The organism is Streptomyces sp. NBC_01016 (genome assembly GCF_026341035.1).
In the GTDB taxonomy this organism is placed as follows: domain Bacteria; phylum Actinomycetota; class Actinomycetes; order Streptomycetales; family Streptomycetaceae; genus Streptomyces.
Map to the genome: position 1 here is coordinate 1,197,637 of NZ_JAPEOQ010000001.1, position 22,197 is coordinate 1,219,833.

At 71.4% G+C, this 22,197-nt stretch carries 20 protein-coding genes and 2 tRNA genes; 15 read left to right on the forward strand and 7 right to left on the reverse strand.

The annotated features are described in order from the left end of the window. The 5 genes from OG746_RS05590 to OG746_RS05610 all read left to right on the forward strand — a co-directional run bounded on the left by OG746_RS05590 (position 1) and on the right by OG746_RS05610 (position 5,279). Entirely contained in the window at positions 1–1,080 is a 1,080-nt protein-coding gene (locus OG746_RS05590; RefSeq protein WP_266712161.1) for an acyl-CoA dehydrogenase family protein, read from the forward strand. A gap of 44 nt (positions 1,081–1,124) precedes the next feature. Further along, the gene (locus OG746_RS05595; protein WP_266718734.1) at positions 1,125–1,520 is read left to right on the forward strand and encodes a MaoC family dehydratase; all 396 of its coding nucleotides are present in this window, start codon (positions 1,125–1,127) and stop codon (positions 1,518–1,520) included. Continuing rightward, on the forward strand, positions 1,517–2,683 hold the full coding sequence (locus OG746_RS05600) for a lipid-transfer protein (RefSeq protein ID WP_266712163.1): 1,167 nt from the start codon (positions 1,517–1,519) through the stop codon (positions 2,681–2,683). The genes OG746_RS05595 and OG746_RS05600 overlap by 4 nt, the downstream gene beginning before the upstream one ends. A gap of 327 nt (positions 2,684–3,010) precedes the next feature. Next, on the forward strand, positions 3,011–3,505 hold the full coding sequence (locus OG746_RS05605; RefSeq protein ID WP_267072849.1) for a SigE family RNA polymerase sigma factor: 495 nt from the start codon (positions 3,011–3,013) through the stop codon (positions 3,503–3,505). 121 nt (positions 3,506–3,626) lie between these two features. Beyond that, positions 3,627–5,279, forward strand: coding sequence for a long-chain fatty acid--CoA ligase (locus OG746_RS05610; RefSeq protein WP_266712167.1), 1,653 nt, complete (start codon positions 3,627–3,629; stop codon positions 5,277–5,279). 62 nt (positions 5,280–5,341) lie between these two features. Here OG746_RS05610 and OG746_RS05615 read toward each other — a convergent pair whose 3' ends face one another. Beyond that, positions 5,342–9,988, reverse strand: a complete 4,647-nt coding sequence (locus tag OG746_RS05615) for a PAS domain-containing protein (protein ID WP_266712169.1) — start codon at positions 9,986–9,988, stop codon at positions 5,342–5,344. A 194-nt stretch (positions 9,989–10,182) separates the two neighbouring features. Beyond that, on the reverse strand, positions 10,183–10,614 hold the full coding sequence (locus OG746_RS05620; protein ID WP_266712171.1) for an SSI family serine proteinase inhibitor: 432 nt from the start codon (positions 10,612–10,614) through the stop codon (positions 10,183–10,185). A gap of 171 nt (positions 10,615–10,785) precedes the next feature. Here OG746_RS05620 and OG746_RS05625 point away from each other — a divergent pair. Together OG746_RS05625 and OG746_RS05630 are read left to right on the forward strand one after the other, a co-directional pair. Then, a tRNA-Ser gene (locus tag OG746_RS05625) sits at positions 10,786–10,876 on the forward strand. Positions 10,877–10,978: 102 nt separating this feature from the next. Continuing rightward, a complete protein-coding gene (locus OG746_RS05630; RefSeq protein WP_266712173.1) occupies positions 10,979–11,809 on the forward strand; it encodes a phosphotransferase in 831 nt (276 codons plus the stop codon). A 102-nt stretch (positions 11,810–11,911) separates the two neighbouring features. Here the strand turns inward: OG746_RS05630 and OG746_RS05635 are convergent, their stop codons facing one another. Genes OG746_RS05635 through OG746_RS05655 form a run of 5 tightly spaced genes read right to left on the reverse strand, consistent with a single transcriptional unit; the run spans position 11,912 to position 13,089 of the window. Then, positions 11,912–12,259: a hypothetical protein gene (locus tag OG746_RS05635; protein ID WP_266712175.1), complete on the reverse strand. Its 348-nt coding sequence runs from the start codon at positions 12,257–12,259 to the stop codon at positions 11,912–11,914. Continuing rightward, positions 12,256–12,528, reverse strand: a complete 273-nt coding sequence (locus OG746_RS05640) for a hypothetical protein (RefSeq protein ID WP_266712177.1) — start codon at positions 12,526–12,528, stop codon at positions 12,256–12,258. Before OG746_RS05640 ends, OG746_RS05635 begins: the two co-directional genes overlap by 4 nt. Then, complete coding sequence (locus tag OG746_RS05645; RefSeq protein WP_266712179.1) at positions 12,525–12,734, reverse strand: hypothetical protein; 210 nt, start codon at positions 12,732–12,734, stop codon at positions 12,525–12,527. Before OG746_RS05645 ends, OG746_RS05640 begins: the two co-directional genes overlap by 4 nt. Beyond that, positions 12,731–12,952 (reverse strand): hypothetical protein, encoded by a 222-nt coding sequence (locus OG746_RS05650; RefSeq protein ID WP_266712181.1) that lies wholly within the window; start codon positions 12,950–12,952, stop codon positions 12,731–12,733. Before OG746_RS05650 ends, OG746_RS05645 begins: the two co-directional genes overlap by 4 nt. Then, on the reverse strand, positions 12,949–13,089 hold the full coding sequence (locus tag OG746_RS05655) for a hypothetical protein (protein ID WP_266712183.1): 141 nt from the start codon (positions 13,087–13,089) through the stop codon (positions 12,949–12,951). Before OG746_RS05655 ends, OG746_RS05650 begins: the two co-directional genes overlap by 4 nt. Positions 13,090–13,504: 415 nt before the next feature. On the opposite strand from OG746_RS05655, the gene OG746_RS05660 reads away from it, so the two are divergent. From OG746_RS05660 to OG746_RS05695, 8 genes are all read left to right on the forward strand, one after another. Beyond that, positions 13,505–13,577 (forward strand) — tRNA-Arg (locus OG746_RS05660). Between the two features lie 81 nt (positions 13,578–13,658). Beyond that, positions 13,659–14,543 carry a DUF2797 domain-containing protein gene (locus OG746_RS05665; RefSeq protein ID WP_266712185.1) on the forward strand — a complete coding sequence of 295 codons (885 nt, stop codon included), beginning with the start codon at positions 13,659–13,661 and terminating at the stop codon, positions 14,541–14,543. 73 nt (positions 14,544–14,616) lie between these two features. Further along, positions 14,617–14,982 carry an antibiotic biosynthesis monooxygenase family protein gene (locus OG746_RS05670; protein ID WP_266712187.1) on the forward strand — a complete coding sequence of 122 codons (366 nt, stop codon included), beginning with the start codon at positions 14,617–14,619 and terminating at the stop codon, positions 14,980–14,982. Continuing rightward, positions 14,975–15,868, forward strand: a complete 894-nt coding sequence (locus OG746_RS05675) for an amidohydrolase family protein (protein WP_524540376.1) — start codon at positions 14,975–14,977, stop codon at positions 15,866–15,868. The genes OG746_RS05670 and OG746_RS05675 overlap by 8 nt, the downstream gene beginning before the upstream one ends. Positions 15,869–16,058: 190 nt before the next feature. After that, the gene (locus tag OG746_RS05680; RefSeq protein WP_323179550.1) at positions 16,059–16,814 is read left to right on the forward strand and encodes a response regulator transcription factor; all 756 of its coding nucleotides are present in this window, start codon (positions 16,059–16,061) and stop codon (positions 16,812–16,814) included. An 80-nt stretch (positions 16,815–16,894) separates the two neighbouring features. Then, on the forward strand, positions 16,895–18,472 hold the full coding sequence (locus OG746_RS05685; protein WP_266718737.1) for a HAMP domain-containing sensor histidine kinase: 1,578 nt from the start codon (positions 16,895–16,897) through the stop codon (positions 18,470–18,472). Positions 18,473–18,498: 26 nt separating this feature from the next. Next, the gene (locus OG746_RS05690; protein WP_266712189.1) at positions 18,499–19,941 is read left to right on the forward strand and encodes a bifunctional glycosyltransferase family 2/GtrA family protein; all 1,443 of its coding nucleotides are present in this window, start codon (positions 18,499–18,501) and stop codon (positions 19,939–19,941) included. Next, a complete protein-coding gene (locus OG746_RS05695) occupies positions 19,938–22,118 on the forward strand; it encodes a mannosyltransferase YkcB-related protein (protein WP_266712191.1) in 2,181 nt (726 codons plus the stop codon). The genes OG746_RS05690 and OG746_RS05695 overlap by 4 nt, the downstream gene beginning before the upstream one ends. Positions 22,119–22,197 lie beyond the last annotated feature (79 nt).

A 22,197-nucleotide genomic window follows, 5' to 3' on the forward strand; every position in this document is an offset into this window, starting at 1 on the left:
ATGGACTTCACCCCTACCCCCGAGCAGGAGGCGGCGCGGGAGCTCGCCGCGCGGATCTTCGGGGATCTGTCCACGCCGGAGCGGCTCGCGGGCCTCGGCGGCGGCACGGACGGCGAGCTCTGGAAGGAGCTGGGCGCGGCGGGCCTCGTGGGCGCGGTGGAGGAGACCGGGCTGCTCGGGCTCGTCCTGATGCTGGAGGAACAGGGCAGGACGACGGCGCAGGTGCCGTTCGCCGCGAGCTGTGTGTACGGCCTGCTTGCGGTGGCGGCGCACGGCACGGACGAGCAGCGGGAGCGGCTGCTGCCGGGGCTCCGGGACGGTTCGGCCGTGGCGGCGGGGGCGTTTCCCGCGCGTGGTGGGATCGTGGTGGACACCCTGCCGGACGGGCGGGCGCGGCTGAGCGGGGCCGTGCCGTGGGTGCCGTGGCTGCGGGACGCGACGCACGTACTGGTGGCGGTGCGGGGCGAAACCGAAAAAGATGTCCACAGCCTGTGGATGGCGCGGGCGCGGGACGCCGGGTGCGAGCCGGTCGAGCTGACCGCACCCTGGTCCGCGGGGCGGCTCGTGCTCGACGGAGTGGAGGCCGAGCGGATCGGCGGCCCCGAGGCGTACGGGGACGTGCTCGCGGCCGCCCGGACCGCCTTCGCCGGGCTGCAGGCCGGGGTCTGCGCGGGATCGCTTGACCGCGCCGTGGCGTACACGAACGAGCGGGAGCAGTTCGGCAGGCCGCTCGCCGCCAAGCAGGGCGTCCAACTCCGCGCCGCGGAGGCGTACATGGACATCGAGGCGATCCGGGTGACCGCGTACGAGGCGGCCTGGCGGCGCGACGCCGGGCTCGACCACGAGAGCCATGCGCTGACCGCGGCCTGGTGGGCCTCGGAGGCGGGCAAGCGGGTCGTGCACACGGGCCAGCATCTGCACGGCGGCATGGGCGCCGACCTGGACCATCCGGTGCACCGGCACTTCCTGTGGGGTCGGCAGCTGGACGGATATCTGGGGTGCGGCGCCGAACTCCTGGAGGAGCTGGGCGAAGTGATCGCGTCGGGAGCGGGCGCGGCCGACGGAGGGGAGGCCGCATGAAGGCCGGAGCGCGGTTCGGGACGAAGGCTGGAGCGCGGTTCGAGATGAAGGCGGGGGACGAGCTCGACCCCTTGGCGATCCCGATCACCCGGACGCTGATCGTCTCCGGGGCGATCGCGTCCCGCGACTACCAAGATGTGCACCACGACGCGGAGTTGGCGCACCAGAAGGGCTCCCCCGACATCTTCATGAACATCCTCACGACGAACGGCCTGGTGGGGCGCTACATCACCGACCACTTCGGGCCCGACGCCGTCCTTCGTAAGGTCGCGATACGGCTCGGGGCGCCCAACTATCCGGGCGACACCATGGTGTTGAGCGGCACGATCGCCGAGGTGGAAGGCGACACGGCGCAGGTGAAGGTCGTCGGCAGGAACGGCATCGGCAGCCACGTCACCGGCACGGTCACGGTCACCGTCTCCGAGGGGAGCGCGGCATGAGCGTGCGCGGCAAGGACCAACTCGGCGGGAAGGCCGCGATCGTCGGCATCGGCGCCACGGAGTTCTCCAAGGACTCCGGACGCAGCGAGCTGAAGCTCGCGGTGGAGGCGGTGCACACGGCGCTCGACGACGCGGGCCTGTCCCCGTCCGATGTCGACGGCCTGGTCACCTTCACCATGGACACCAACCCGGAGATCACCGTGGCGCAGGCCGCGGGCATGGGGGAGCTCTCCTTCTTCTCGCGGGTGCACTACGGAGGCGGCGCGGCCTGCGGCACCGTGCAGCAGGCCGCTCTCGCGGTGGCGAGCGGCGTGGCCGACGTGGTGGTCTGCTACCGGGCCTTCAACGAGCGTTCGGGCCGGCGCTTCGGCTCGGGCGTGCAGCACAGGGAGCCGTCGGCGGAGGGCGCGGCGCTCGGCTGGAACCTGCCGTTCGGGCTGCTCACCCCAGCGTCCTGGGTGGCGATGGCGGCGCAGCGCTATCTGCACACGTACGGGCTGACCCCCGAGGCCTTCGGACATGTCGCGGTCACCGACCGCAAGTACGCGGCGACGAACCCGGCGGCGTACTTCTACGAGAAGCCGATCACGCTCGCCGACCACGCGGAGTCCCGCTGGATCGTCGACCCGCTGCGGCTGCTCGACTGCTGCCAGGAGACGGACGGCGGGCAGGCGATCGTCGTCACCAGCGTGGAGCGGGCGCGCGATCTGCCGAACCCGCCCGCGGTGATCCGGGCTGCGGCGCAGGGCGCGGGCCGCGCGCAGGAGCAGATGACGAGCTTCTACCGGGACGAGCTGACGGGTCTGCCCGAGATGAGCGTCGTGGCGCGGCAGTTGTGGCGCACGGCCGGGCTCGGCCCCGACGGGATCGACGTGGGGATTCTCTACGACCACTTCACGCCGTTCGTGCTGATGCAGCTGGAGGAATTCGGTTTCTGCGCGCCGGGCGAGGCGGCCGGGTTCGTGGCGGAGGAGAGGCTGCCGCTCAACACCCATGGCGGGCAGCTGGGCGAGGCGTATCTGCACGGTATGAACGGGATAGCGGAGGGCGTGCGCCAGGTGCGCGGCACGGCCGTGAACCAGATATCCGGCGCGGCCACCGCGCTGGTCACGGCGGGCACCGGGGTTCCCACGTCGGGTCTTATCCTGGGGGCGGACGGCTGAACGGGGTGCGTGCACCGGCTTCCGCCCGCGAGAACCGGGCCCGTCCGCGCGAAGGGGAGTCAGGGCCGTCCCCCAGGGGACCCCGCCCCCGACTCCACCTTCAGGAGGTGGGGCCAGCACCCCTCGTACAACCTGAGGCGGACGCAGCTTCGGGACCTCCGGCCGATCCCCGGAAGTAGGGGGCGCTCATAGCGTGTAGCCATGACCGCAACTCTGGCGCCTGTCCGCACCAGCGCAGCCGAGGCCGCGCCGCGCACCCACTCCGTGACGCGTCCGGCACCCGCGTCCGTGAAGCGCACCCACTCCGTGACGCGTCCGGCACCCGCGATGTACCCGTCGTTCGCGTCGTACGTCCGGGCGCGTCAGCCGGTGCTCCTGCGCACCGCCCGGTCGTTGACGTCGAACCCGTGCGACGCCGAGGACCTGCTGCAGACCGCGCTCGCGAAGACATACGTCGCATGGGACCGGATCGAGGACCACCGGGCGCTCGACGGCTATGTGCGCAGGGCCCTGTTGAACACCCGGACCTCGCAGTGGCGCAAGCGCAAGGTCGACGAGTTCGTCTGCGACGAGCTGCCGGAGCACCGGGAGACCCCGGCCGGGGACCCCGCCGAACAGCAGGCGCTGCACGACGCGATGTGGCGGGCCATCACCAAACTGCCCGCGCGGCAGCGGGCGATGGTCGTCCTGCGCTATTACGAGGACCTGAGCGAGGCCCAGACGGCCCAGGTGCTCGGCGTCTCCATCGGCACCGTGAAGAGCGCGGTGTCGCGGGCGCTCGGCAAGCTCCGGGAGGACCCGGAACTGCGGCACACGGCGTGACCAGCGGTGAGTCCTGGGTGATTCGGTGATCGATCATCCCGGGAAGTAGTGACATACCACCCGGTATGCAGTGAGAATCAGCGGACCCTTACTGCTCCGTAGCGCCCACCGGGAGGACGCCGTGCTGAGCACGATGCAGGACGTACCGCTGACCGTGACCCGCATTCTTCAACACGGCGCGCGGGTGCACGGTTCGTCCCAGATCACCACGTGGACCGGCGAGGCGGAGCCGCACCGCCGCAGCTTCCGCGAGGCCGCCGAGCGCGCGAACCAGCTCGCGAACGCGCTGCGCGACGAGCTCGGCGTGCGCGAGGACGACCGGGTCGCCACGCTGATGTGGAACAACGCGGAGCACGTCGAGGCGTACTTCGCCGTGCCGTGCATGGGCGCGATCCTGCACACGCTCAACCTGCGGCTGCCCGCAGAGCAGTTGGCGTGGATCGTGAACCACGCCGCCGACAAGGTCGTCCTCGTCAACGGCTCGCTGCTCCCGATGATCGCCCCGCTGCTCTCGAAGCTGCCGACGGTCGAGCACATCGTGGTGTCCGGGCCCGGCGACCGCTCCGTACTCGACGGTGCCTCCGCGCAGGTGCACGAGTACGAGGAGCTGATCGCGGACCGGCCGACCACGTACGACTGGCCCGAGCTGGACGAACGTCGGGCCGCGGCCATGTGCTACACCTCCGGCACCACGGGCGACCCGAAGGGCGTCGTCTACTCCCACCGCTCCATCTACCTGCACTCCATGCAGGTCAACATGACGCAGTCGATGGGCCTCACGGACGCCGACACCTCGCTCGTCGTCGTCCCCCAGTTCCACGTCAACGCCTGGGGACTGCCGCACGCCACGTTCATGACCGGCGTGAACATGCTGATGCCGGACCGCTTCCTGCAGCCCGCGCCGCTCGCCGAGATGATCGAGTCCGAGCGCCCCACGCACGCCGCGGCCGTCCCCACCATCTGGCAGGGCCTGCTCGCCGAACTCACCGCCAAGCCGCGCGACGTCTCCACGCTCACGCAGGTCACCATCGGCGGAGCGGCTTGTCCGCCCTCGCTGATGAAGGCGTTCGACGACCTGGGCATGCGGGTCTGCCACGCCTGGGGCATGACGGAGACGTCCCCGCTCGGCACGGTCGCCCGTCCCCCGGCGAGCGCCGAGCCGGGCAGCGAGGAGGAGTTCGCGTACCGGCTCACGCAGGGCCGCTTCCCGGCCGGCGTCGAGGGTCGGCTCACCGGCCCCGGCGGCGAGCAACTGCCCTGGGACGGCGAGTCCGCGGGCGAGCTGGAGGTGCGCGGCCCCTGGATCGCGGGCTCCTACTACGGCGGCTACGGCAATGAACTGCTGCGCCCCGAGGACAAGTTCAGCGAGGACGGCTGGCTGAAGACCGGCGACGTCGGCACCATCAGCCCCGACGGCTTCCTCACGCTCACCGACCGCGCCAAGGACGTCATCAAGTCCGGCGGTGAGTGGATCTCCAGCGTCGACCTGGAGAACGCGCTGATGTCCCACCCGGACGTCGCCGAGGCCGCGGTCGTCGCCGTGCCCGACGACAAGTGGGGCGAACGACCGCTCGCCACGGTGGTGTTGAAGGAGGGAGCGAGCGCCGACTTCGAGACGCTGCGTTCGTTCCTCGCCGAGAAGGTCGCCAAGTGGCAGCTGCCGGAGCGCTGGACGATCGTCCCCGCGGTCCCGAAGACCAGCGTCGGCAAGTTCGACAAGAAGGTGCTGCGCAAGCAGTACGCGGAGGGGGGCCTGGACGTCACCAGGCTGTGACGGCCTGTTTCACGTGAAACGGGGGCGGCCCGAAAGGGCCGCCCCCGTACGTGTGTTGAGACTCAGTTCGTGCCGATCTTCGCCAGTACGTCCACGATCCGGCCCTGCACCTCGGTGCTCGTCGACCGCTCCGCCAGGAACAGCACCGACTCCCCCGCCGCGAGCCGCGGCAGGTCGGCGGGTTCCACGGCGGCCGTGTAGACGACCAGCGGAGTGCGGTTCAACTGCCCGTTCGCGCGCAGCCAGTCGATGATTCCGGCCTGCCGGCGACGTACCTGCAGCAGATCCATGACCACGAGGTTCGGCCGCAGCTCGGACGCGATGGCTACCGCGTCCGCGTCGTTCGCGGCCCGCTCGACCTGCATCCCGCGCCGCTCCAGGGTCGCGGTCAGGGCGAGCGCGATCTCCTCGTGCTCCTCGATCAGCAGCACCCGCGGCGGGTGCTGCTCGCTGTCCCGAGGGGCGAGCGCCTTGAGCAGCACGGCGGGGTCGGCGCCGTACGCGGCCTCGCGCGTCGCCTGTCCGAGGCCCGCGGTCACCAGGACCGGCACCTCGGCCGCGACGGCCGCCTGGCGCAGCGACTGCAGCGCGGTCCGTGTGATCGGCCCGGTCAGCGGGTCCACGAACAGGGCGGCGGGGAACGCCGCGATCTGCGCGTCGACCTCCTCACGGGAGTGCACGGTCACCGGGCGGTAGCCGCGGTCGCTCAGCGCCTGCTGCGTCGCCACGTCCGGCGCGGGCCAGACGAGGAGCCGGCGCGGGTTGTCGAGCGGCTCGGGCGGCAACTCGTCGTCCATCGGCATCGGCTGCGGCCGGTTCGCGACCTCCACGGCACCGCCGGGGCCGTCCAGCGGCTCCGGGCCCTCGACGCCGTCCTGGTCGGGCGCGCCGATCGCGTACGCGCGGCCACCGCCCTCGGAGTCGTTCGGCGAGAGGAGCGGGGGCTGCGGGTGCGGCCTGGCCTGCGTGCCCTGTGGGGGCGTGCCTTGAGCGGTGCCCTGGGCAGGGGTGTTCGGCGGAGTGTTCTGCGCCGGGGGCTGCGTGGTGCTGCCGGTGTCCGGCTGCTCCTTGCGGGCGTCCTTGCGGGCGTCCTGTCGGCCTTCCTGACGGTTCTCCTGGCGGTTGGACAGCTTGCGCCGTCGTCCGGAACCGCCGAGTGTGCCGGAACCGCCGAGCGTCCCCGAACCGGCCTGTGTCTGGCCCTGTGTCTGGCCCTGCGTCTGCCCCTGCGCAGGGCTCTGCTGCGGTGCGGTGCTCGGTCGCGGCGGGGCCTGCGGCGGAAGCGGCTGGGGAGCCGGCGGCTGCGGACGACGCTGCTGCGAGGCGACCTGGCGCCCGAACGGCACGCCCTGCCCGAGCGTGCGCACGCTGAAGGCGCGCCCCTGCGTCGAGTTCGTGTCACCGGACGGGGCCTGGTCCTGAGCCTGGGCCTGGGGCTTCGGGGCCTCGGCGGGCAGCGGCTGGGCTCCGGCGGGGGCCGGGGCGCTCTCGGCCGGGGCCGTCGGGGCGCTCTCCGGTTCGTCGGCCGGGGCACTCTGCGGCTCCGGCTCCGGCTCCGGCTGCGGCTGGGCCCCCGGCTGTGTCGCCGATTCGGGCTTCGGCTGGGGGGCCGGTTGGGGTTCCGGCTGCGTGGCCGGCTGGGGGGCTGCTTGGTTCGAGGCCTGGCCCTGGGCTTGGGCCTGGCCCTGCGCTTGGGCCTGAGCCCGTCCCTGTCCCCGGCTCTGCCCCTGCTCCTGATCCGCCGCCAGTTCCTCCGGCTTGCTGACCGGCTGGCTGCTCGGCTTGTTCTCCGGCGGCAGCGCGCCGCCCGTGCCACTCGCAGTGGGCGTGCCCAGGGCAGGAGTGGGCTGCGCCGGGTGCGGCTGCGGCGGCGTGTGGTCCTGGGCGGGGTGCGCCTCGGCGGTGTCGTGCTGGTGCGCCTCGTCCGGCAACGGAAGGGGCTGCGGCTGGGGCTGCGCGCCGCTCTCCTGCGGGGCGTCCGGCGCGTCCTGCACGTCCTGCGGTACGTCACCGGGGGCGGCCTGCACATCGGCCTGCGCACCGGCCTGCATCTCGGGCTGCGCTTCAGCCCGCACTTCGGCATTGACCTCGGCATTGGCCTCAGCATTGGCCTCGGCCTCAACCCGGGCCTCCGGCGTGCGGTCTGCCGCGGCGGGCGGCAGCGCGAACACCTCGCGCGGACCCGCCTGCTGTGTCCTCGCCTGCTGCCCACGCGCGGGAGCGCCCTGTGCGTTCTGCGGAGCCTGCGTGTTCTGCGCGGCCTGTGCGTTCTGCGAGTCCTGATCGGGCTGCGCGCTGCCGAGCGCACGCCGCCCCCGCCGACCGGACGGCTGCCCGGCGCCGGCCCCGGCCAACTCCAGTTCGCCCTGAGCCGGTTCGGCCCTCTGCTCACCATCGGGCGTGGAACCGGACGGCAGCGCGGGCAGGGCGGCCTGCTCCTGACGTCCGGCGCGTCGGGCCCTGCGCCCGGTCGGCGCGGGCACGCCCTGCGGCGGCACCGTCTCGCCCAACGCCGGGGAAGCCGCCTCGTGTTCGGTCGAGGTCACCACGGAGCCCTGGGCGGCCGCTTCCTCCGGTGCGGGTCGTCCGCGCCTGCGGCCCGTACCGCTGGAGGGGGTCGCTGCCGGCTGCCCGCCGCCCGACACGCTGCTCTCAAGGAACGCGTCCGTCGAGGGACCGGCGGCCCGCCGCGCCCTGCGGCGCCTGCTGCCTCCACCGGTGGCCTGCGCGGGAAGGTTCGCGTTCGCCTCGGAGGAGGCCTCCTGGGTCTCGGTGGCCTCGGAGCCCTCGACGGAGACATTGGCGGGCACGCCGTCGGGAGCCGCAGCGGGCCCCGCGTCCTGGTCGGGAACACCGCCGGCACCGGGAACGTCGGGGACGACTCCGGCCGCAGGAACGGCCCCGCCCGCCGGAACAACTCCGGCCCCCGTGCCGATCGGCACTTCGAGGACGTACGCGCTGCCGCTCATCCCCGGCATCTCGTGCGTCTGCAGCACACCGCCGTGCGCCCGCACGATGCCGTGCACGATCGGCCCGTGCACCGGGTCACCGCCCGAGTAGGGGCCGCGTACCTCGATACGTACATTCGCGCCCCGCTGCGCGGCGGCCACGACGACGGTCGAGTCGACGTATCCGGGGGCGGCGGGCGTCCGGGCGTTGCCGGTCGCGTCGATTCCGGCGACGTCGGCGATCAGGTGCGCGAGCGCGGTCGCGAGCCGTCCCGCGTCCACCTCGGCCTCGATCGGCGGCGCGTGCACGGCGAACTGCACCCGGCCGGGCCCGATCAGCTCGACGGCCCCGTCGACACCGGCGGCCACGACGGCGTCGAACATGACGTTCGTACGGGAGAGCAGGGAACCGCCCTCGTCCAAGGTCTGATAGGCCAGCACGTTGTCGACGAGCGTCGTCATCCGCGAGTACCCGGCGGCCAGATGGTGCAGCACCTGGTTGGCCTCGGGCCACAGCTGTCCCGCGTCGTCGGCGGCGAGCTGGCTCAGCTCGTGCCGCAGCTCGTCCAACGGCCCGCGCAGCGACTGCCCGAGCACGGCGAGCAGCTGCGTGTGCCGTGCCGCCAGGGCCTCGTAACGGTCCTTCTCGCGCTCCGCGAGCGCGGCGCCCCGCTCCTTCTCGGCGGACAGCTCCTCGGCGTGCTGCTCGCGGACGGCGGCGAGTTCGCCGGTCAGCTCCTCGCGTACGGAGGTGAGCTCCGAGCCCAGCTCCTCGCGCACCCGCGCCAACTCGGCGGTGCTCTCCTCAGTGACCCGCTGCAGCTCGGCAGCGCTCTCTTCAGTAACCCGCTGCAGCTCGGCGGCGCGCTCCTCGCGCTCCCGCTCGGCGGCCTCGTCGCGCCGGGCGATCTCCTCGGCGTGCTCGACGGACAGCTTCTCGACGGAGCGGCGGTCGGCGAAGGTCAGGACGGCGCCGACCAGTTGGTCCCCGTCGCGCACCGGCGCCGTCGTCATGTCGACGGGCACCTTGGCGCCGTTCTTCGCCCACAGCACCTGGCCGCGCACCCGATGCTTGCGCCCGGAGCGCAGCGTGTCGGCGAGCGGGGACTCCTCGTACGGGAACGGTTCGCCGTCCGGACGCGAGTGCAGGATGAGCGGGTGCAGCTCCTGCCCGCCCAGATCGCTGGCCCGGAAGCCGAGGATCTGCGCGGCGGCGGGATTGACGAGCACGATGCGTCCATCGGTGTCGGTCCCGACGACACCCTCGGAAGCGGCACGCAGAATCATCTCGGTCTGCCGCTGCGAACGGGCCAGTTCGGCCTCGGTGTCGACGGCGCCCGACAGGTCCCGCACGACGAGCATGAGCAGCTCGGAGCCGCTGTAGTTCTGGCCGCCGCTGGAGCCGTACGGATCCACCGCGTCCCGTGCGCCGTCCGCGAGATTCGCGGAGGTCACCTCGACGGGGAACTCGACAGCGTCGGTGCGCCGCGCGGTCATTCGCGTCGGCTTGGTGCGCCCGCGTTCGTCGGTCACGGTGTCGGGCCGGCGCATGGAGCCGGGGATCAGCCGTGAGTCGAACTCGGGCAGCAGGTCGAGCAGGCCGCGCCCCACAAGTGCCGTGCCCGGAGCCTCGAAGGACTCCAGGGCAATGGAGTTGGCGTTGACCACGGTTCCGTTGGTGTTGACGAGCAACAGCCCGTCCGGAAGCGCGTCAAGTATGGCTGCGAGGCGAGCAGCGCCTCGGGATGGCCTGCTGCTCACGACGACGGTTCCTCCCTGATTACTGCGACTTGCCGACCGCGCGGACCATCCTGCCTCGTGGTCCGCGGCGTATCACGGGAGGGAGTCTACGGGCAGAGGTTGGACTGGAGGCGCCGGATGCGACGGAGCCCACGTAGAGGATGTGGGGATCCCGAGCGGGCAGAGTCACGACCCTGTGACCATTGGACCGAGGGTCACGGCCCGGTCGCAGGCAGCACGGGCTCCATCTGCTGCCACCGCCCGATCTCGCACCCGTTGCTCAACGCGTAGGAGGAGTCGACGACGCGGCCGTGCCAGGTCCCCGTGACGCGGGCGGTGGCCGGGCCCCCGTACTGCATGGTGCAGCGCGCGTCGTCTGCGACGGGAGCGAACGGGTCCACGCCCTGCGCCTCCAGCTCGTCGAGCCGCCCGCAGGCCGCGCCGGGATCCGAGTGCGTCCCGCCCGCGGGCGAACACTCCAGCTCGTACGTCCCGTCGCTGCCGTTGTCCGAGTCGGCGACGGTGATGGTCAGGTGGTCGAGCCCGGGCCCGGCGCCCGCGTGCGCGGCGACGGGGGTGGCGGCGAGGAGGGCGAGCGGACCGACGACGGTCGCGACGGAGCCGATGAGCCGATGAGAAACGCGCATGAACATGCCGTGTTCAACGCCCGTACCCACCCCGACGTTGCGGCCCGACACCCCAGGCTTTGCCCTGTGGCCTGCCCTCCTAGTACCGTGGGGGGCGATTGGTGAGGCGGCGTTCAGCTGTGTCATCATCTGCACGCACCCACTCGCGCATCCGCGAGAGGGAGCTGCGCTGGAGGCGTCGCCTAGTCCGGTCTATGGCGCCGCACTGCTAATGCGGTTTGGGGTTTACCCCCCATCGAGGGTTCAAATCCCTCCGCCTCCGCACTCATGGCCAGGGAGCTCGTGTCTGATGACGCGGGCTCCCTGAGTCGTTTCCGAAGCGAATTCAGAGTCCGGACGGCACGGAGCTGGCACAGTCGTCGCCATGACGTTGGATGACCTGCCGGGTTGGCTGGTCGGTGGGCGAGACGTCGTGGTGAAGGCGCGGGAGGACGACGGCCGGGCCGCTTCGTGTCTCGCCGCACAGTCCCGGTTGGCGGAGCGGGGGTTTCCGTGCGCCCGGCCGCTCACACCCGTGGTCGGCGTCGGTGCGCTGGCTGTGCACGCCGAAGAGTCCAGGTCGGGCGGTGAACTGCTGGGCGGCAACTCGCCGGACATCGCTGTGCGCTACGCGGCGGTGTTCGCCCGGCTGATGGCCGAACTTGCCGAGGTGACCGTGGCGCCGCCGCTGCCGAATCCGCGCTGGGTGCGTTGGGACCATACGGACTCAGGGACGTGGCCGGCCATCGACTTCCTCGATGAGGGGGACCAGAGCGCTGTGCCTGAGTACGTCGTCGAAACGGCCGAGCGGGCCCGGACGCGGATGCTGGCCACCGACCTGCCGTGCGTGCTGGGCCACGCCGACTTCGAAGCGCAGAATCTCCGCTGGCAAGACGGTGAGGTGTGGGCCGTGCACGACTGGGACAGCCTGGCGTGGCAGCCGGAGGCGGCACTGGTGGGTGCGGCGTGCGGGGCGTTCGCCAGCGTCTCGCCGCCGACCTTGGCTCCGGTCGAGAGTTCTTCCGCGTTCCTGGCCGCTTATCAGGAAGCCCGGGGCCGCCGCTTCACAGTGGAGGAGCAGGAGATCGCGTGGGCCGCCAGTCTGTGGCCGGCGGCGCACAATGCCCGCTGGGAGGCACTGCACGGCGACTCCCCGAAGTCCGGTGACGCCGTCCGCGCACAGGCGGCCGAGCGTCTCCGCCGAGCGAACGCGTAGTGCTCCTCAGGAGAGAACGCCGGGTCGGTCGGACAGCGACGCCGACCTACTTCGTCACTGCTCTGCGGCACCCGTACGGTCGCAACGTTCACGGCCCGTCGGCTACCAGTTCATGTGGCTGGGCATGCCGCACTGCCCGGCGGCATCTGTCGTGGGGCAGTCGCCCGCGCCGACCCAGGCGAGCCCCGCGGCCAGCACGAGCGCGACGAGCATGACCACGAGACCGGTACGGGTGGGAAGGAACCGGCTGAGACGGGTGCCGGAGCTGCCGAGCTGCTTGTCGCGGGGCACCGTGGCCCGGCGCAGGTTCCAGGCCCCGAAGACGGCGACGGTGACGGCACCGAAGGCCGCCGACACCCAGCCGTCGTGGAACAGGCCCTGGGCGACGTAGGCGACCATGCCGCCGAAGATCAGCGCGTACATGATCCGGACCAGGATGTTAATGATCACCGTCGCCCGCCTTGTCCACTGCCGGTCTCCGGCTGGTCGGTGCGGGGCCGCATCGGTCGCAGCTGTGCCTCTCGTTGGATCCGAACACGCTCTGCGTGGCGAGCCAGGTCGCGGCGGTGACGGCGCCGCTTGAGCCAGGGGCTGACAATGCCAGCACCCACCGCACCGCCGATCGCGCCACCCCAGTGACCGGTGATGAGGCCCTCGGCGCCGAAGACGACGACGGCCGCGATGGCGATCACCGAGTAGGTCAGAACGGTCGGCTTCATCGGTTCAGATCCGACATGCGGTCCACGTCACGGATGCCCTTGATGATGTACACGATCATCAGGGCGAGGGCGACGCCCACGACGGCGCACAGCCACCACGCCATGGGAGTGCCGCCGGTCTCGCCGAGGAGACTCCCACCGCCCCCGCCGAATCCGATAGCAGCACCACCAGGCGCCGCGCCGATCTTCTTGAGACGCTTCCTCATCGCCATCTCCTGCTACGGCTCATCTCGACGAGGGTGCGGACCATCTCGACCCACCCCACGCCCCTCGCGCGGCGCACCTTGCTGAGGGCGCGGATGATGCCGACCCACCCCACGGCTATCGCGACGAGGAACACGATCAAGAGCGGCATTTCCAGCCAGTCAGGGATCAGCGCACCGAGGAGTCTCCCGGTCCCGCGCCCGTATGCCAGGGAGGTCACTTGCGCCTCCTCCAGTAGCGCCATGCGCAGTAGCCGATCAGCAGGGCGAAGAAGGGGATCGCCACCCAGTCCGGGAGGACCGGATCGCCTCCGTATACGCCTCTCAGGGCGTATGTGCCGTGTGCCAGGTGGGCCACTGTCGTGCTCCGCTCGATTCGCCCCCCGGCGTGTGTGGTCCGGGGGACGTTAGGCGGCGGCGTGGAGGCGACGGAAATTGATCACGGGGGTTCGTTGCGGGGCTCACACGCACCGGGTCGACGTGCCTCGTGATGGTGCGGAGATGGTGCCAACTGGCACAGCCGCCCTTGGCCGCGAGCCGTCGAGGGGCTTGATCCCTCCGCCTCCGCAGCAAGGTCCGAAGCCCCGGTCCATCAGGGCCGGGCTTCGGTGCTTCCCGGGTGTGGCCGGCGACTGCCCCGCAGGGTGTTTTCGCAGGTCAGGCGGGGTGGGGCAATCGGATTTCACATGGCGGCGGCAGTCATGTAATGTTCTTCTTGTCGCCGGGACGGGCCGAAAGGCCGGGAACGGAGACAACAAAAAAAGAAAAAACAAGCACTCGTAGCTTAACGGATAGAGCATCTGACTACGGATCAGAAGGTTGCAGGTTCGAATCCTGCCGAGTGCACACAGACAAGAGGCCCCGGAGTAATCCGGGGCCTCTTGCGTTTTGCGGGTGTTGTCAGTGCCGTGCGTCATCCTGGCTCGTATGACGTGGTGGTGCACCGGGATGCGGTGGCGTGGGGGCGGGCCGGTCTTCGGGTGGGTGGGGGACGGCGGGGGCGAGCGTGAGAGTGGGGTGCGGTTCGGGGAGGGCGTTGCGTTCCGGGTCGGTGGGGAGCGGCGGTGTCTCGGGGTGTGGCGGGGAGGACGGTGGACCGTCTGTTCGGGGCGGGATGCCGTGCCGGTGCGGGGGACGCGGGCGCAGTGCGCGGAGTGTGCCGCGATCGACCGGGCGCGGTCCGTGGCCGCGGACACCATCGCCGATGACCCGCGGCCGTACCACGTGTATTTGGCGTGGTTCGGGGACGGACTCGTGAAGGTGGGGATCACGGGTGTGGCGAGGGGCGGCGCGCGGCTGTTGGAGCAGGGGGCCGTCGCCTTTACGTGGCTGGGGCAGGGGCCCTTGATGGCGGCGCGGCGGGCCGAGGAGCTGCTGCGGGTGGCGCTCGGGGTGCCGGATCGGATTCCGTACGAGAGGAAGCGGGCCGTGCGGGGCGGGCTGCCGGGGGTCGGTGAGCGGGGCGCCGAGCTGGTGCGGGCGCATGGCGTCGCGGCGGGGCTCGACGGGTGGCCCGAGTCGCTGGAGCGGCTGCCGTGCCAGGTGGTGGATCACGGGGAGGCTTTTGGGCTGGCGGGGATCGACCGGGTTGATGGTGTTGTGAGTGGGCTCGGTGTGGGGGATGTCGTCGCGGGGCGGGTGGTGGCTGCTGCTGGGCCTGATCTGCATCTCGTGGAGGCTGGCGGTGAGCGGCGGCTTGTTGTTGATGTGAGGGTGCTTGCCGGGTGGCCGTTGGAGAGGGTGCCGGAGGGGGCGAGTGGGGCGAGGCTCGCGGTGCGCGAGGTGCCGGGGGTGCAGGGTGGGCTCTTCTAGCGGACTCCGGTCGAGTACCGGCCGATCGGCCAATTCCCTTTCCCCGCGCCCGGGAACGGGGGATCGTATGGACATGAGTGATCACGTCGATGCGGCTGACGGGCCGGCGGTCCGGCCGGTGCCCGCCTTCGAACCGCCCTATTACGTCGTGGTGTTCAGCTCCGTGCGGACCCCGGGAGACCGTGGCTACGGAGAGGCATCGGACCGGATGGACGAGCTGGTCAAGGAGATACCGGGGTACCTGGGGCACGAGTCCGCGCGCAATCCCGGTGGGCTCGGGATCACCGTCTCGTACTTCCGCGACTCCGACGCCATCGAGCAGTGGCGGTCCGCCGGCGAGCACCGCGCCGTACAGAAGCAGGGCCGCGCCGAGTGGTACGAGCGGTACACCGTGCACGTCGCCAAGGTCGAGCGCAGTCAGGAGTTCCAGCGTGACTGAGCCCGACACCGTGCCCGAGGCCCAGCAGGTCGCCGCGTTCCTCGACCGGTACCGGCTGCCCGGCCTCGTCGACGTGCACACCCACTTCATGCCCGAGCGTGTGCTGCGCAAGGTGTGGGCGTACTTCGACTCCGCAGGGCCGCTCGTCGGGACCGAGTGGCCGATCACGTACCGCGAGGAAGAGGGGCAACGACTCGCCAGGCTAAGGGAGTTCAAGGTCGAGGCCTTCACCTCGATGCTGTATCCGCACAAGGCGGGGATGGCGCCGTGGCTGAACGAGTGGGCCGCCGACTTCGCCGCCCGTACGCCCGACTGTCTGCACACCGCCACCTTCTTCCCCGAGCCGGGCGTCGAGGCGTATGTGCGCCAGGCACTGGAGGCGGGGGCGCGGGTGTTCAAGGCGCATGTGCAGGTGGGGGCCTACGAGCCGAACGATCCGCTGCTCGACCCCGTGTGGGGGTTGCTCGCCGAGGCCGGGGTGCCGATCGTGACGCACTGCGGGTCCGGGCCCGCGCCCGGCAAGCACACCGGGCCCGAGCCGATCGCGCGGCTGCTCGCCCGGCATCCGCGGCTGCCGCTGGTGGTCGCGCACATGGGGATGCCCGAGTACACCGACTTTCTCGCGCTCGCCGAGCGGTATGCGCAGGTGCGGCTCGATACGACCATGGCGTTCACCGACTTCGTCGAGCGGCACACACCGTTCCCCAGGGACGAGCTGGGGCGGCTCGCCGATCTCGGGGACCGGGTGCTGCTCGGCAGCGACTTTCCGAACATCCCGTATCCGTACATGCACCAGCTGGAGGCCATCGAGCGGCTCGGTCTCGGGGACGACTGGGTGCGGGCCGTCTGCCGGGAGAACGCGGTCGCGCTGTTCGGGCTCGGCTGAGCCACCGTTCGGGCTCGGCTGAGCCACCGTTCGGGCTCGGCTGAGCAGCCGTTCGGACTCGGCTGACCCCCGCACGCGCGTGACCCCCGCCCACGCGGAGGCGTGTTTCCTGAGTGCCGCCTGTGGCTTTCTCAGGGTTTTCACAGGTTCGGGAAAGGGAGCTCTCAGAGGCGCGTCGCATGGTTGCACCATGACCGCGACCTCGCCCCAGGGGCGTACCGAACTGCTGAGGCCGGACGGGAGTCCCGTCCGGGTTCTTGTCGTGGACGACGAGCAGTCCATCACCGAGCTGTTGTCCATGGCCCTGCGCTACGAGGGCTGGCAGATCCGCACCGCGAGCGACGGCGCAGGAGCCGTGCAGACCGCGCGTGAGTTCCGGCCCGACGCCGTCGTGCTCGACATGATGCTGCCGGACATGGACGGGCTCAGCGTGCTCGGGCGGATGCGCCGCGAGCTGCCGGAAGTGCCCGTGCTCTTCCTGACCGCCAAGGACGCCGTCGAGGACCGGATCGCCGGCCTGACGGCGGGCGGCGACGACTATGTGACCAAGCCGTTCAGTCTCGAAGAGGTCGTCGCGCGGCTGCGTGGGCTGATCCGGCGGACCGGCGCCGCCGACCGGCGCAGCGAGTCCGTGCTCGTCGTCGGCGACCTGATGCTCGACGAGGACAGCCACGAGGTGTCGCGGGGTGGGGACAACATCCACCTCACCGCCACCGAGTTCGAGCTGCTCCGCTTCCTCATGCGCAATCCGCGCCGCGTGCTCAGCAAGGCGCAGATCCTCGACCGCGTGTGGTCGTACGACTTCGGTGGGCAGGCCAACGTCGTCGAGCTCTACATCTCGTACCTGCGGCGGAAGATCGACGCCGGGCGTGAGCCGATGATCCACACCCGGCGCGGCGCCGGCTACCTGATCAAGCCGGCCATGGCCGCCTCCACCTCGTCGTGAAGCGCAGGGGACGGGCCGCCCCACGCGCCCCGCGGCCCCAGAAGCTACGTACCCGGCTCGTCGTCACGGCCGTCGCGCTGATGGCCGTGGTGGCGTCCGTGATCGGTGTCGTGTCGACCGTCTCGCTGCACTCGTACCTGTACAGCCAGCTCGACGAGCAGGTGACCGGCATAGCGATGCGGGCGTCCGGCGGGCCGGGTGACCAGCCGCATCCCGGTGGCAGCGGCCCCGCCGCAGCGGTGGGCGACCTGGCCTTCGTCACCCTGGGCTCCCCCGCCGGCACCATCGGCGCGGAGGTCTCGGCGGACGGCCGGATCACGTCGGGCAAGATCAGCGTCGACGAGCAGACCACCGACGGCCGCACGCAGACCCGGGCCAAGACCCTGTCCGCCGAGGCCCTCGAGGTCCTGAACTCCGTCTCGAAGGACGGCGACACCACGGCCGGCGGCGACGACAAGGACATCGACGCGTACACGGTCGACCTGCCCGGCTACGGTTCCTACCGGGTCGAGTACGTCACCGGCGCCAAGGGCGACTTCTACGTGGGCCGCCCCACCGCCGAGGTCGACTCCACCGTCAACAAGCTCATCGTCACCGAGCTGCTCGTCGCCGCCGCGGCCCTCGTCGCGGCGGGCGCGGCCGGAGCGATCATGGTCGGCGTGAATCTGCGGCCGCTGCGCCGCGTCGCCGCGACCGCGTCCCGTGTCTCCGAACTCCCGCTGCACAGCGGCGAGGTGATGCTCCACGAGCGCGTCCCCGAGTCCGAGGCCGACCCCAGAACCGAGGTCGGGCAGGTCGGCGCCGCGCTCAACCGCATGCTCGACCATGTGCACGGCGCTCTCGAATCGCGGCAGCAGAGCGAGATGCGGGTGCGCCAGTTCGTCGCGGACGCCAGCCATGAGCTGCGTACGCCGCTGGCCTCCATCCGCGGCTACGCCGAGCTGACCAGGCGCGGCCGCGAGGAGACAGGCCCCGACACCCGGCACGCGCTCGGCCGCATCGAGTCCGAGGCGGACCGGATGACCGGGCTCGTCGAGGACCTGCTGCTGCTCGCCCGGCTCGACGCGGGCCGCCCGCTCTCGTACGAGCCGACCGACCTGTCCCCCCTGGTCGTCGACGCGCTCAGCGATGCCCGCGCCGCCGACCAGGACCACGCGTGGCGCCTGGAGCTCCCCGACGAACCGGCCACCGTGCTCGCCGACTCCCCGCGCCTGCACCAGGTTCTCGTCAACCTGCTCGCCAACGCGCGTACGCACACACCGCCCGGCACCACCGTCACGGCCCGCGTGCACCGGTACGGCCACTGGGTCTGCCTCGACGTCCAGGACGACGGCCCCGGCATCCCGCCCGAGCTGCTTCCGCACGTCTTCGAACGGTTCGCGCGCGGCGACTCCTCGCGGTCCAGGAAGGCGGGCTCGACCGGCCTCGGGCTCGCCATCGTGCAGGCCGTCGCGGCCGCGCACGGTGGGTCTGTGACGGTCGAGAGCGTGGCCGGCCGCACCGTTTTTACCGTGCATCTGCCGGCCTACGCGGCCGTGGCGCCACCCGTGCCGACGTCGCGGGGCTCTGCCCCGGCCCCCGCGCCTCAATCGCCGGCGGGGCTTGATGCGGCCGCCCCGCACTCACAGGTAGGGCAAAGCTTCACCACACAGCCCTAACAGGGCAGTTGGCGAATGTCGGTGTCATGCGAACCGACTCTTCTCCGGGCATCGACCCCACCTCTGTCTCCGCGAGGTTCGGGGCGCTGCCGGCGCGGGAGCACCTCCCGGTCGGCAGCGGCGATGTGCCGGTCCTGGACGTTGTCATCCCCGTCTACAACGAGGAGAAGGACCTCGGTGAGTGCGTGCGCAACCTGCACGCCCACCTGGTCCGCACCTTCCCCTACCGCTTCCGCATCACCGTTGCGGACAACGCCTCAACCGACAGCACGCCCCAGGTGGCGTACGACCTGACGAACGAGTTCCGCGAGGTCGAGCACTTCCGGCTCGAGCAGAAGGGGCGCGGACGCGCCCTGAACGCCGTGTGGTCGGCATCCGACGCACCGGTCCTCGCGTACATGGACGTGGACCTGTCCACCGACCTGAACGCGCTTCTTCCGCTGGTGGCGCCCCTGATCTCCGGGCACTCCGACCTCGCGATCGGCTCGCGGCTCGCCCGCAGCTCGCGGGTGGTGCGCGGCTCGAAGCGCGAGTTCATCTCGCGTACCTACAACCTGATCCTGCGCGGCTCCCTCCAGGCCCGCTTCTCCGACGCCCAGTGCGGGTTCAAGGCGATCCGGCGCGATGTCGCGCAGGTGCTGCTCCCGCTGGTCGAGGACACCGGCTGGTTCTTCGACACGGAGATGCTGGTGCTCGCTGAGCGGGCCGGGCTCCGGATCCACGAGGTGCCCGTCGACTGGGTCGACGACCCGAACTCGACCGTCCACATCGTCAAGACGGCGACCGAGGACCTCAAGGGCGTCTGGCGCGTGGGCAAGGCGCTCGCGACCGGCTCGCTCTCCCTCGACCGGCTCGCGCGCCCCTTCGGCGACGACCCGCGCGACCGTCAACTCACCGACGTACCCAAGGGCCTGGCCCGCCAGCTGCTCGGCTTCTGCGTCGTCGGCGCCATGTCGACGCTGCTGTATCTCCTGCTGTACTCCGGGTTCCGTACGTTCTCGGGGGCGCAGATCGCCAACGCGGCCGCCCTGTTCCTCTCGGCGCTCGTCAACACGGCCGTCAACCGGCGCCTCACCTTCGGGGTGCGCGGCCGGGACAACGCCGTGCGCCACCAGGCCCAGGGCATCGTCGTCTTCGGCATCGGGTGGGCCCTGACCAGTGGCTCGCTCGCCGCCCTCAACACGGCCTCCGGCAACCCGGCGCACTCCACCGAGCTGATCGTCCTGATCGCGGCCAACCTCGCGGCGACGATCCTGCGCTTCCTGCTCTTCAGGGCGTGGGTCTTCAACGACCGAAGCGACCGAAGCGACCGAAGCGACCGAAGCGACCGGGGTACCCCTGGCCCGGACTCCATCCCGACCCCCGTAACGAATCCTCAGGTTCCGCAGGCCTGGGGCGACGCGACCGTGCGGATGCACGCCGTCGGCGCGCACCACCACGACGACACCGACCCCAGGATCCAGCGATGACCACAGACATCCGACCGTACGACGCCGCCTCGGCGGCGCCCGACGAGTCACCTCCCAGTACCGCGGGACACGGTCGACCCAAGGCCTCGTTCCTCACCCGCGTGTGGCGCGGCAGGCCCGAGGACCCGCGCTGGGCCCGCCCGGCCTTCCTCGGCATGCTGCTCGTGATCGCGGCCGCCTACTTCTGGAACCTGTCCGCGTCCGGCTACGCCAACTCCTTCTACTCGGCGGCCGCCCAGGCGGGCAGCGAGAGCTGGAAGGCGTTCTTCTTCGGCTCGTCCGACGCGGCGAACGCCATCACCGTCGACAAGCCGCCGGCCGCGCTGTGGCCGATGGGCCTGTCGGTGCGGCTCTTCGGCCTCAACTCGTGGGCGATCCTCGCCCCGCAGGTCCTGATGGCCCTGGCCACGGCGGGCGTGCTGTACGGGGCGGTACGCCGCCGGTTCAGCGCCGCCGCGGGCCTGATCGCCATGGTGGTCCTCGCGACGACCCCGGTCGCCGCGCTGATGTTCCGCTTCAACAACCCGGACGCGCTGCTCGCGCTCCTGATGACCGTCACGGTCTACTGCGTCGTGCGCGCCATGGAGCACGGCCGGACCAAGTGGCTGATCTGGGCGGGCGTCGCCGTCGGCCTCGCCTTCCTCACCAAGACGCTGCAGGCCTTCCTGATCCTGCCGCCGCTCGCGATCCTCTACGCGGTGTTCGCGCCGGTGCGGGTGCGCAAGCGGTTCGGTCAACTGGCCCTGTCCGCCGTCGCGATGATCGTCGCGGGCGGCTGGTGGGTGGCCGTCGTCGAACTGTGGCCCGCGTCCTCGCGCCCGTACATCGGCGGCTCCCAGAACAACTCGTTCCTTGAACTGACCTTCGGCTACAACGGACTCGGCCGCATCAACGGCGAGGAGGCCGGCTCGGTCGGCGGCGGCGGGGGAGCCGGCGGCACCGGGCAGTGGGGCGAGACCGGCCTCACCCGGATGTTCAACTCCGAGATCGGCAGCCAGATCTCCTGGCTGATCCCGGCGGCGCTGATCCTCTTCATCGCGGGCGTCGTCCTGACCTGGAAGGCCAAGCGCACCGACACGGCGCGCGCCGCGTTCCTCGCGTGGGGCGGCTCCCTGCTGATGACCGGCCTGGTCTTCAGCTTCATGGCGGGCATCTTCCACCAGTACTACACGGTGGCCCTGGCCCCGTACATCGCGGCCGTCATCGGCATGGGCGCCACCGTGCTGTGGGAGGAGCGGTCCCGGATCACGGCGTCGGCGACGCTGGGTGTGTCCGTCGCCGCGACGGCGGTGTGGGGGTACGTGCTGCTCGGCCGGACCTCGGACTACCTGCCGTGGCTGCGGTGGGCCGTGCTCATCGGCGGACTCGTGGCGGGCCTCGGCCTCGCGTTCGCCGGCCGGATCAACCGTCGACTGGCGCTCGGTGCGGCCGGGTTGGGCCTCGTGGCCTCCCTCGCGGCGCCGACCGCGTACACCATCTCGACGCTGAACACCGGGCACACCGGATCGATCGTGACGGCGGGTCCCTCCGGGGCCAGCATGATGGGCGGCGGCAAGGGCGGAGGTCCCGGCGGTGGCAAGGGCGGCTTCCCGGGCGGCGGCATGCCCGGCCAGAACGGCAAGACCGGCGGACAGAACGGCCGGATGGGCCAGCCCCCGACCGGCGGCGGCATGCCCGGCCAGAACCAGGGCACCGGCAAGAGCACGCAGGGCACCGGCAACCAGGGCACCGGCAAGAACAGCAAGCAGGGCGGCATGCCCGGCGGCGGCACGCGCGGTGGCAAGGCCGGCGGCGGAGGCGGCGGCATGGGCGGCCTCCTCAACGGCGCCCAGGTCAGCACCAAGGCCAAGAAGCTGCTCCAGAAGAACGCCGACGACTACACCTGGGCCGCGGCCACGATCGGCTCGCAGAACCAGTCGAGCTACCAGTTGGCCACCGGCGACCCGGTGATGGCGATCGGCGGCTTCAACGGCACCGACCCGTCCCCGACACTCGCCCAGTTCAAGCAGTACGTCGAGGACGGCAAGATCCACTACTTCATCGGCAGCGGTTCGACCGGCGGCATGGGCAGCACCAGCTCCGGCTCGGCGTCGAAGATCACGAAGTGGGTGGAGGCCAACTTCAAGAAGGTGACGGTCGGCAGCAGCACGTTCTACGACCTGACGCAGTCCAAGTAGGTCCGACCCGGCCGACCCACCCCCGAGTGAACAAACCACTTGTACGGCGTACAACGCACCCTCTACGGTGTACGGGAAG

Excerpts from the sequence above, each read along its gene's own strand:
- OG746_RS05680 (WP_323179550.1), top strand. The coding sequence starts at position 16,059 with ATGACCGCGACCTCGCCCCAGGGGCGTACCGAACTGCTGAGGCCGGAC.
- OG746_RS05605 (WP_267072849.1), top strand. The coding sequence starts at position 3,011 with ATGTACCCGTCGTTCGCGTCGTACGTCCGGGCGCGTCAGCCGGTGCTC.
- OG746_RS05665 (WP_266712185.1), top strand. The coding sequence starts at position 13,659 with ATGACGTGGTGGTGCACCGGGATGCGGTGGCGTGGGGGCGGGCCGGTC.
- OG746_RS05690 (WP_266712189.1), top strand. The coding sequence starts at position 18,499 with ATGCGAACCGACTCTTCTCCGGGCATCGACCCCACCTCTGTCTCCGCG.
- OG746_RS05600 (WP_266712163.1), top strand. The coding sequence starts at position 1,517 with ATGAGCGTGCGCGGCAAGGACCAACTCGGCGGGAAGGCCGCGATCGTC.
- OG746_RS05595 (WP_266718734.1), top strand. The coding sequence starts at position 1,125 with ATGAAGGCGGGGGACGAGCTCGACCCCTTGGCGATCCCGATCACCCGG.
- OG746_RS05645 (WP_266712179.1), bottom strand. The coding sequence starts at position 12,734 with ATGAGGAAGCGTCTCAAGAAGATCGGCGCGGCGCCTGGTGGTGCTGCT.
- OG746_RS05620 (WP_266712171.1), bottom strand. The coding sequence starts at position 10,614 with ATGCGCGTTTCTCATCGGCTCATCGGCTCCGTCGCGACCGTCGTCGGT.
- OG746_RS05640 (WP_266712177.1), bottom strand. The coding sequence starts at position 12,528 with ATGAAGCCGACCGTTCTGACCTACTCGGTGATCGCCATCGCGGCCGTC.
- OG746_RS05630 (WP_266712173.1), top strand. The coding sequence starts at position 10,979 with ATGACGTTGGATGACCTGCCGGGTTGGCTGGTCGGTGGGCGAGACGTC.
- OG746_RS05670 (WP_266712187.1), top strand. The coding sequence starts at position 14,617 with ATGAGTGATCACGTCGATGCGGCTGACGGGCCGGCGGTCCGGCCGGTG.
- OG746_RS05695 (WP_266712191.1), top strand. The coding sequence starts at position 19,938 with ATGACCACAGACATCCGACCGTACGACGCCGCCTCGGCGGCGCCCGAC.
- OG746_RS05685 (WP_266718737.1), top strand. The coding sequence starts at position 16,895 with ATGGCCGTGGTGGCGTCCGTGATCGGTGTCGTGTCGACCGTCTCGCTG.
- OG746_RS05590 (WP_266712161.1), top strand. The coding sequence starts at position 1 with ATGGACTTCACCCCTACCCCCGAGCAGGAGGCGGCGCGGGAGCTCGCC.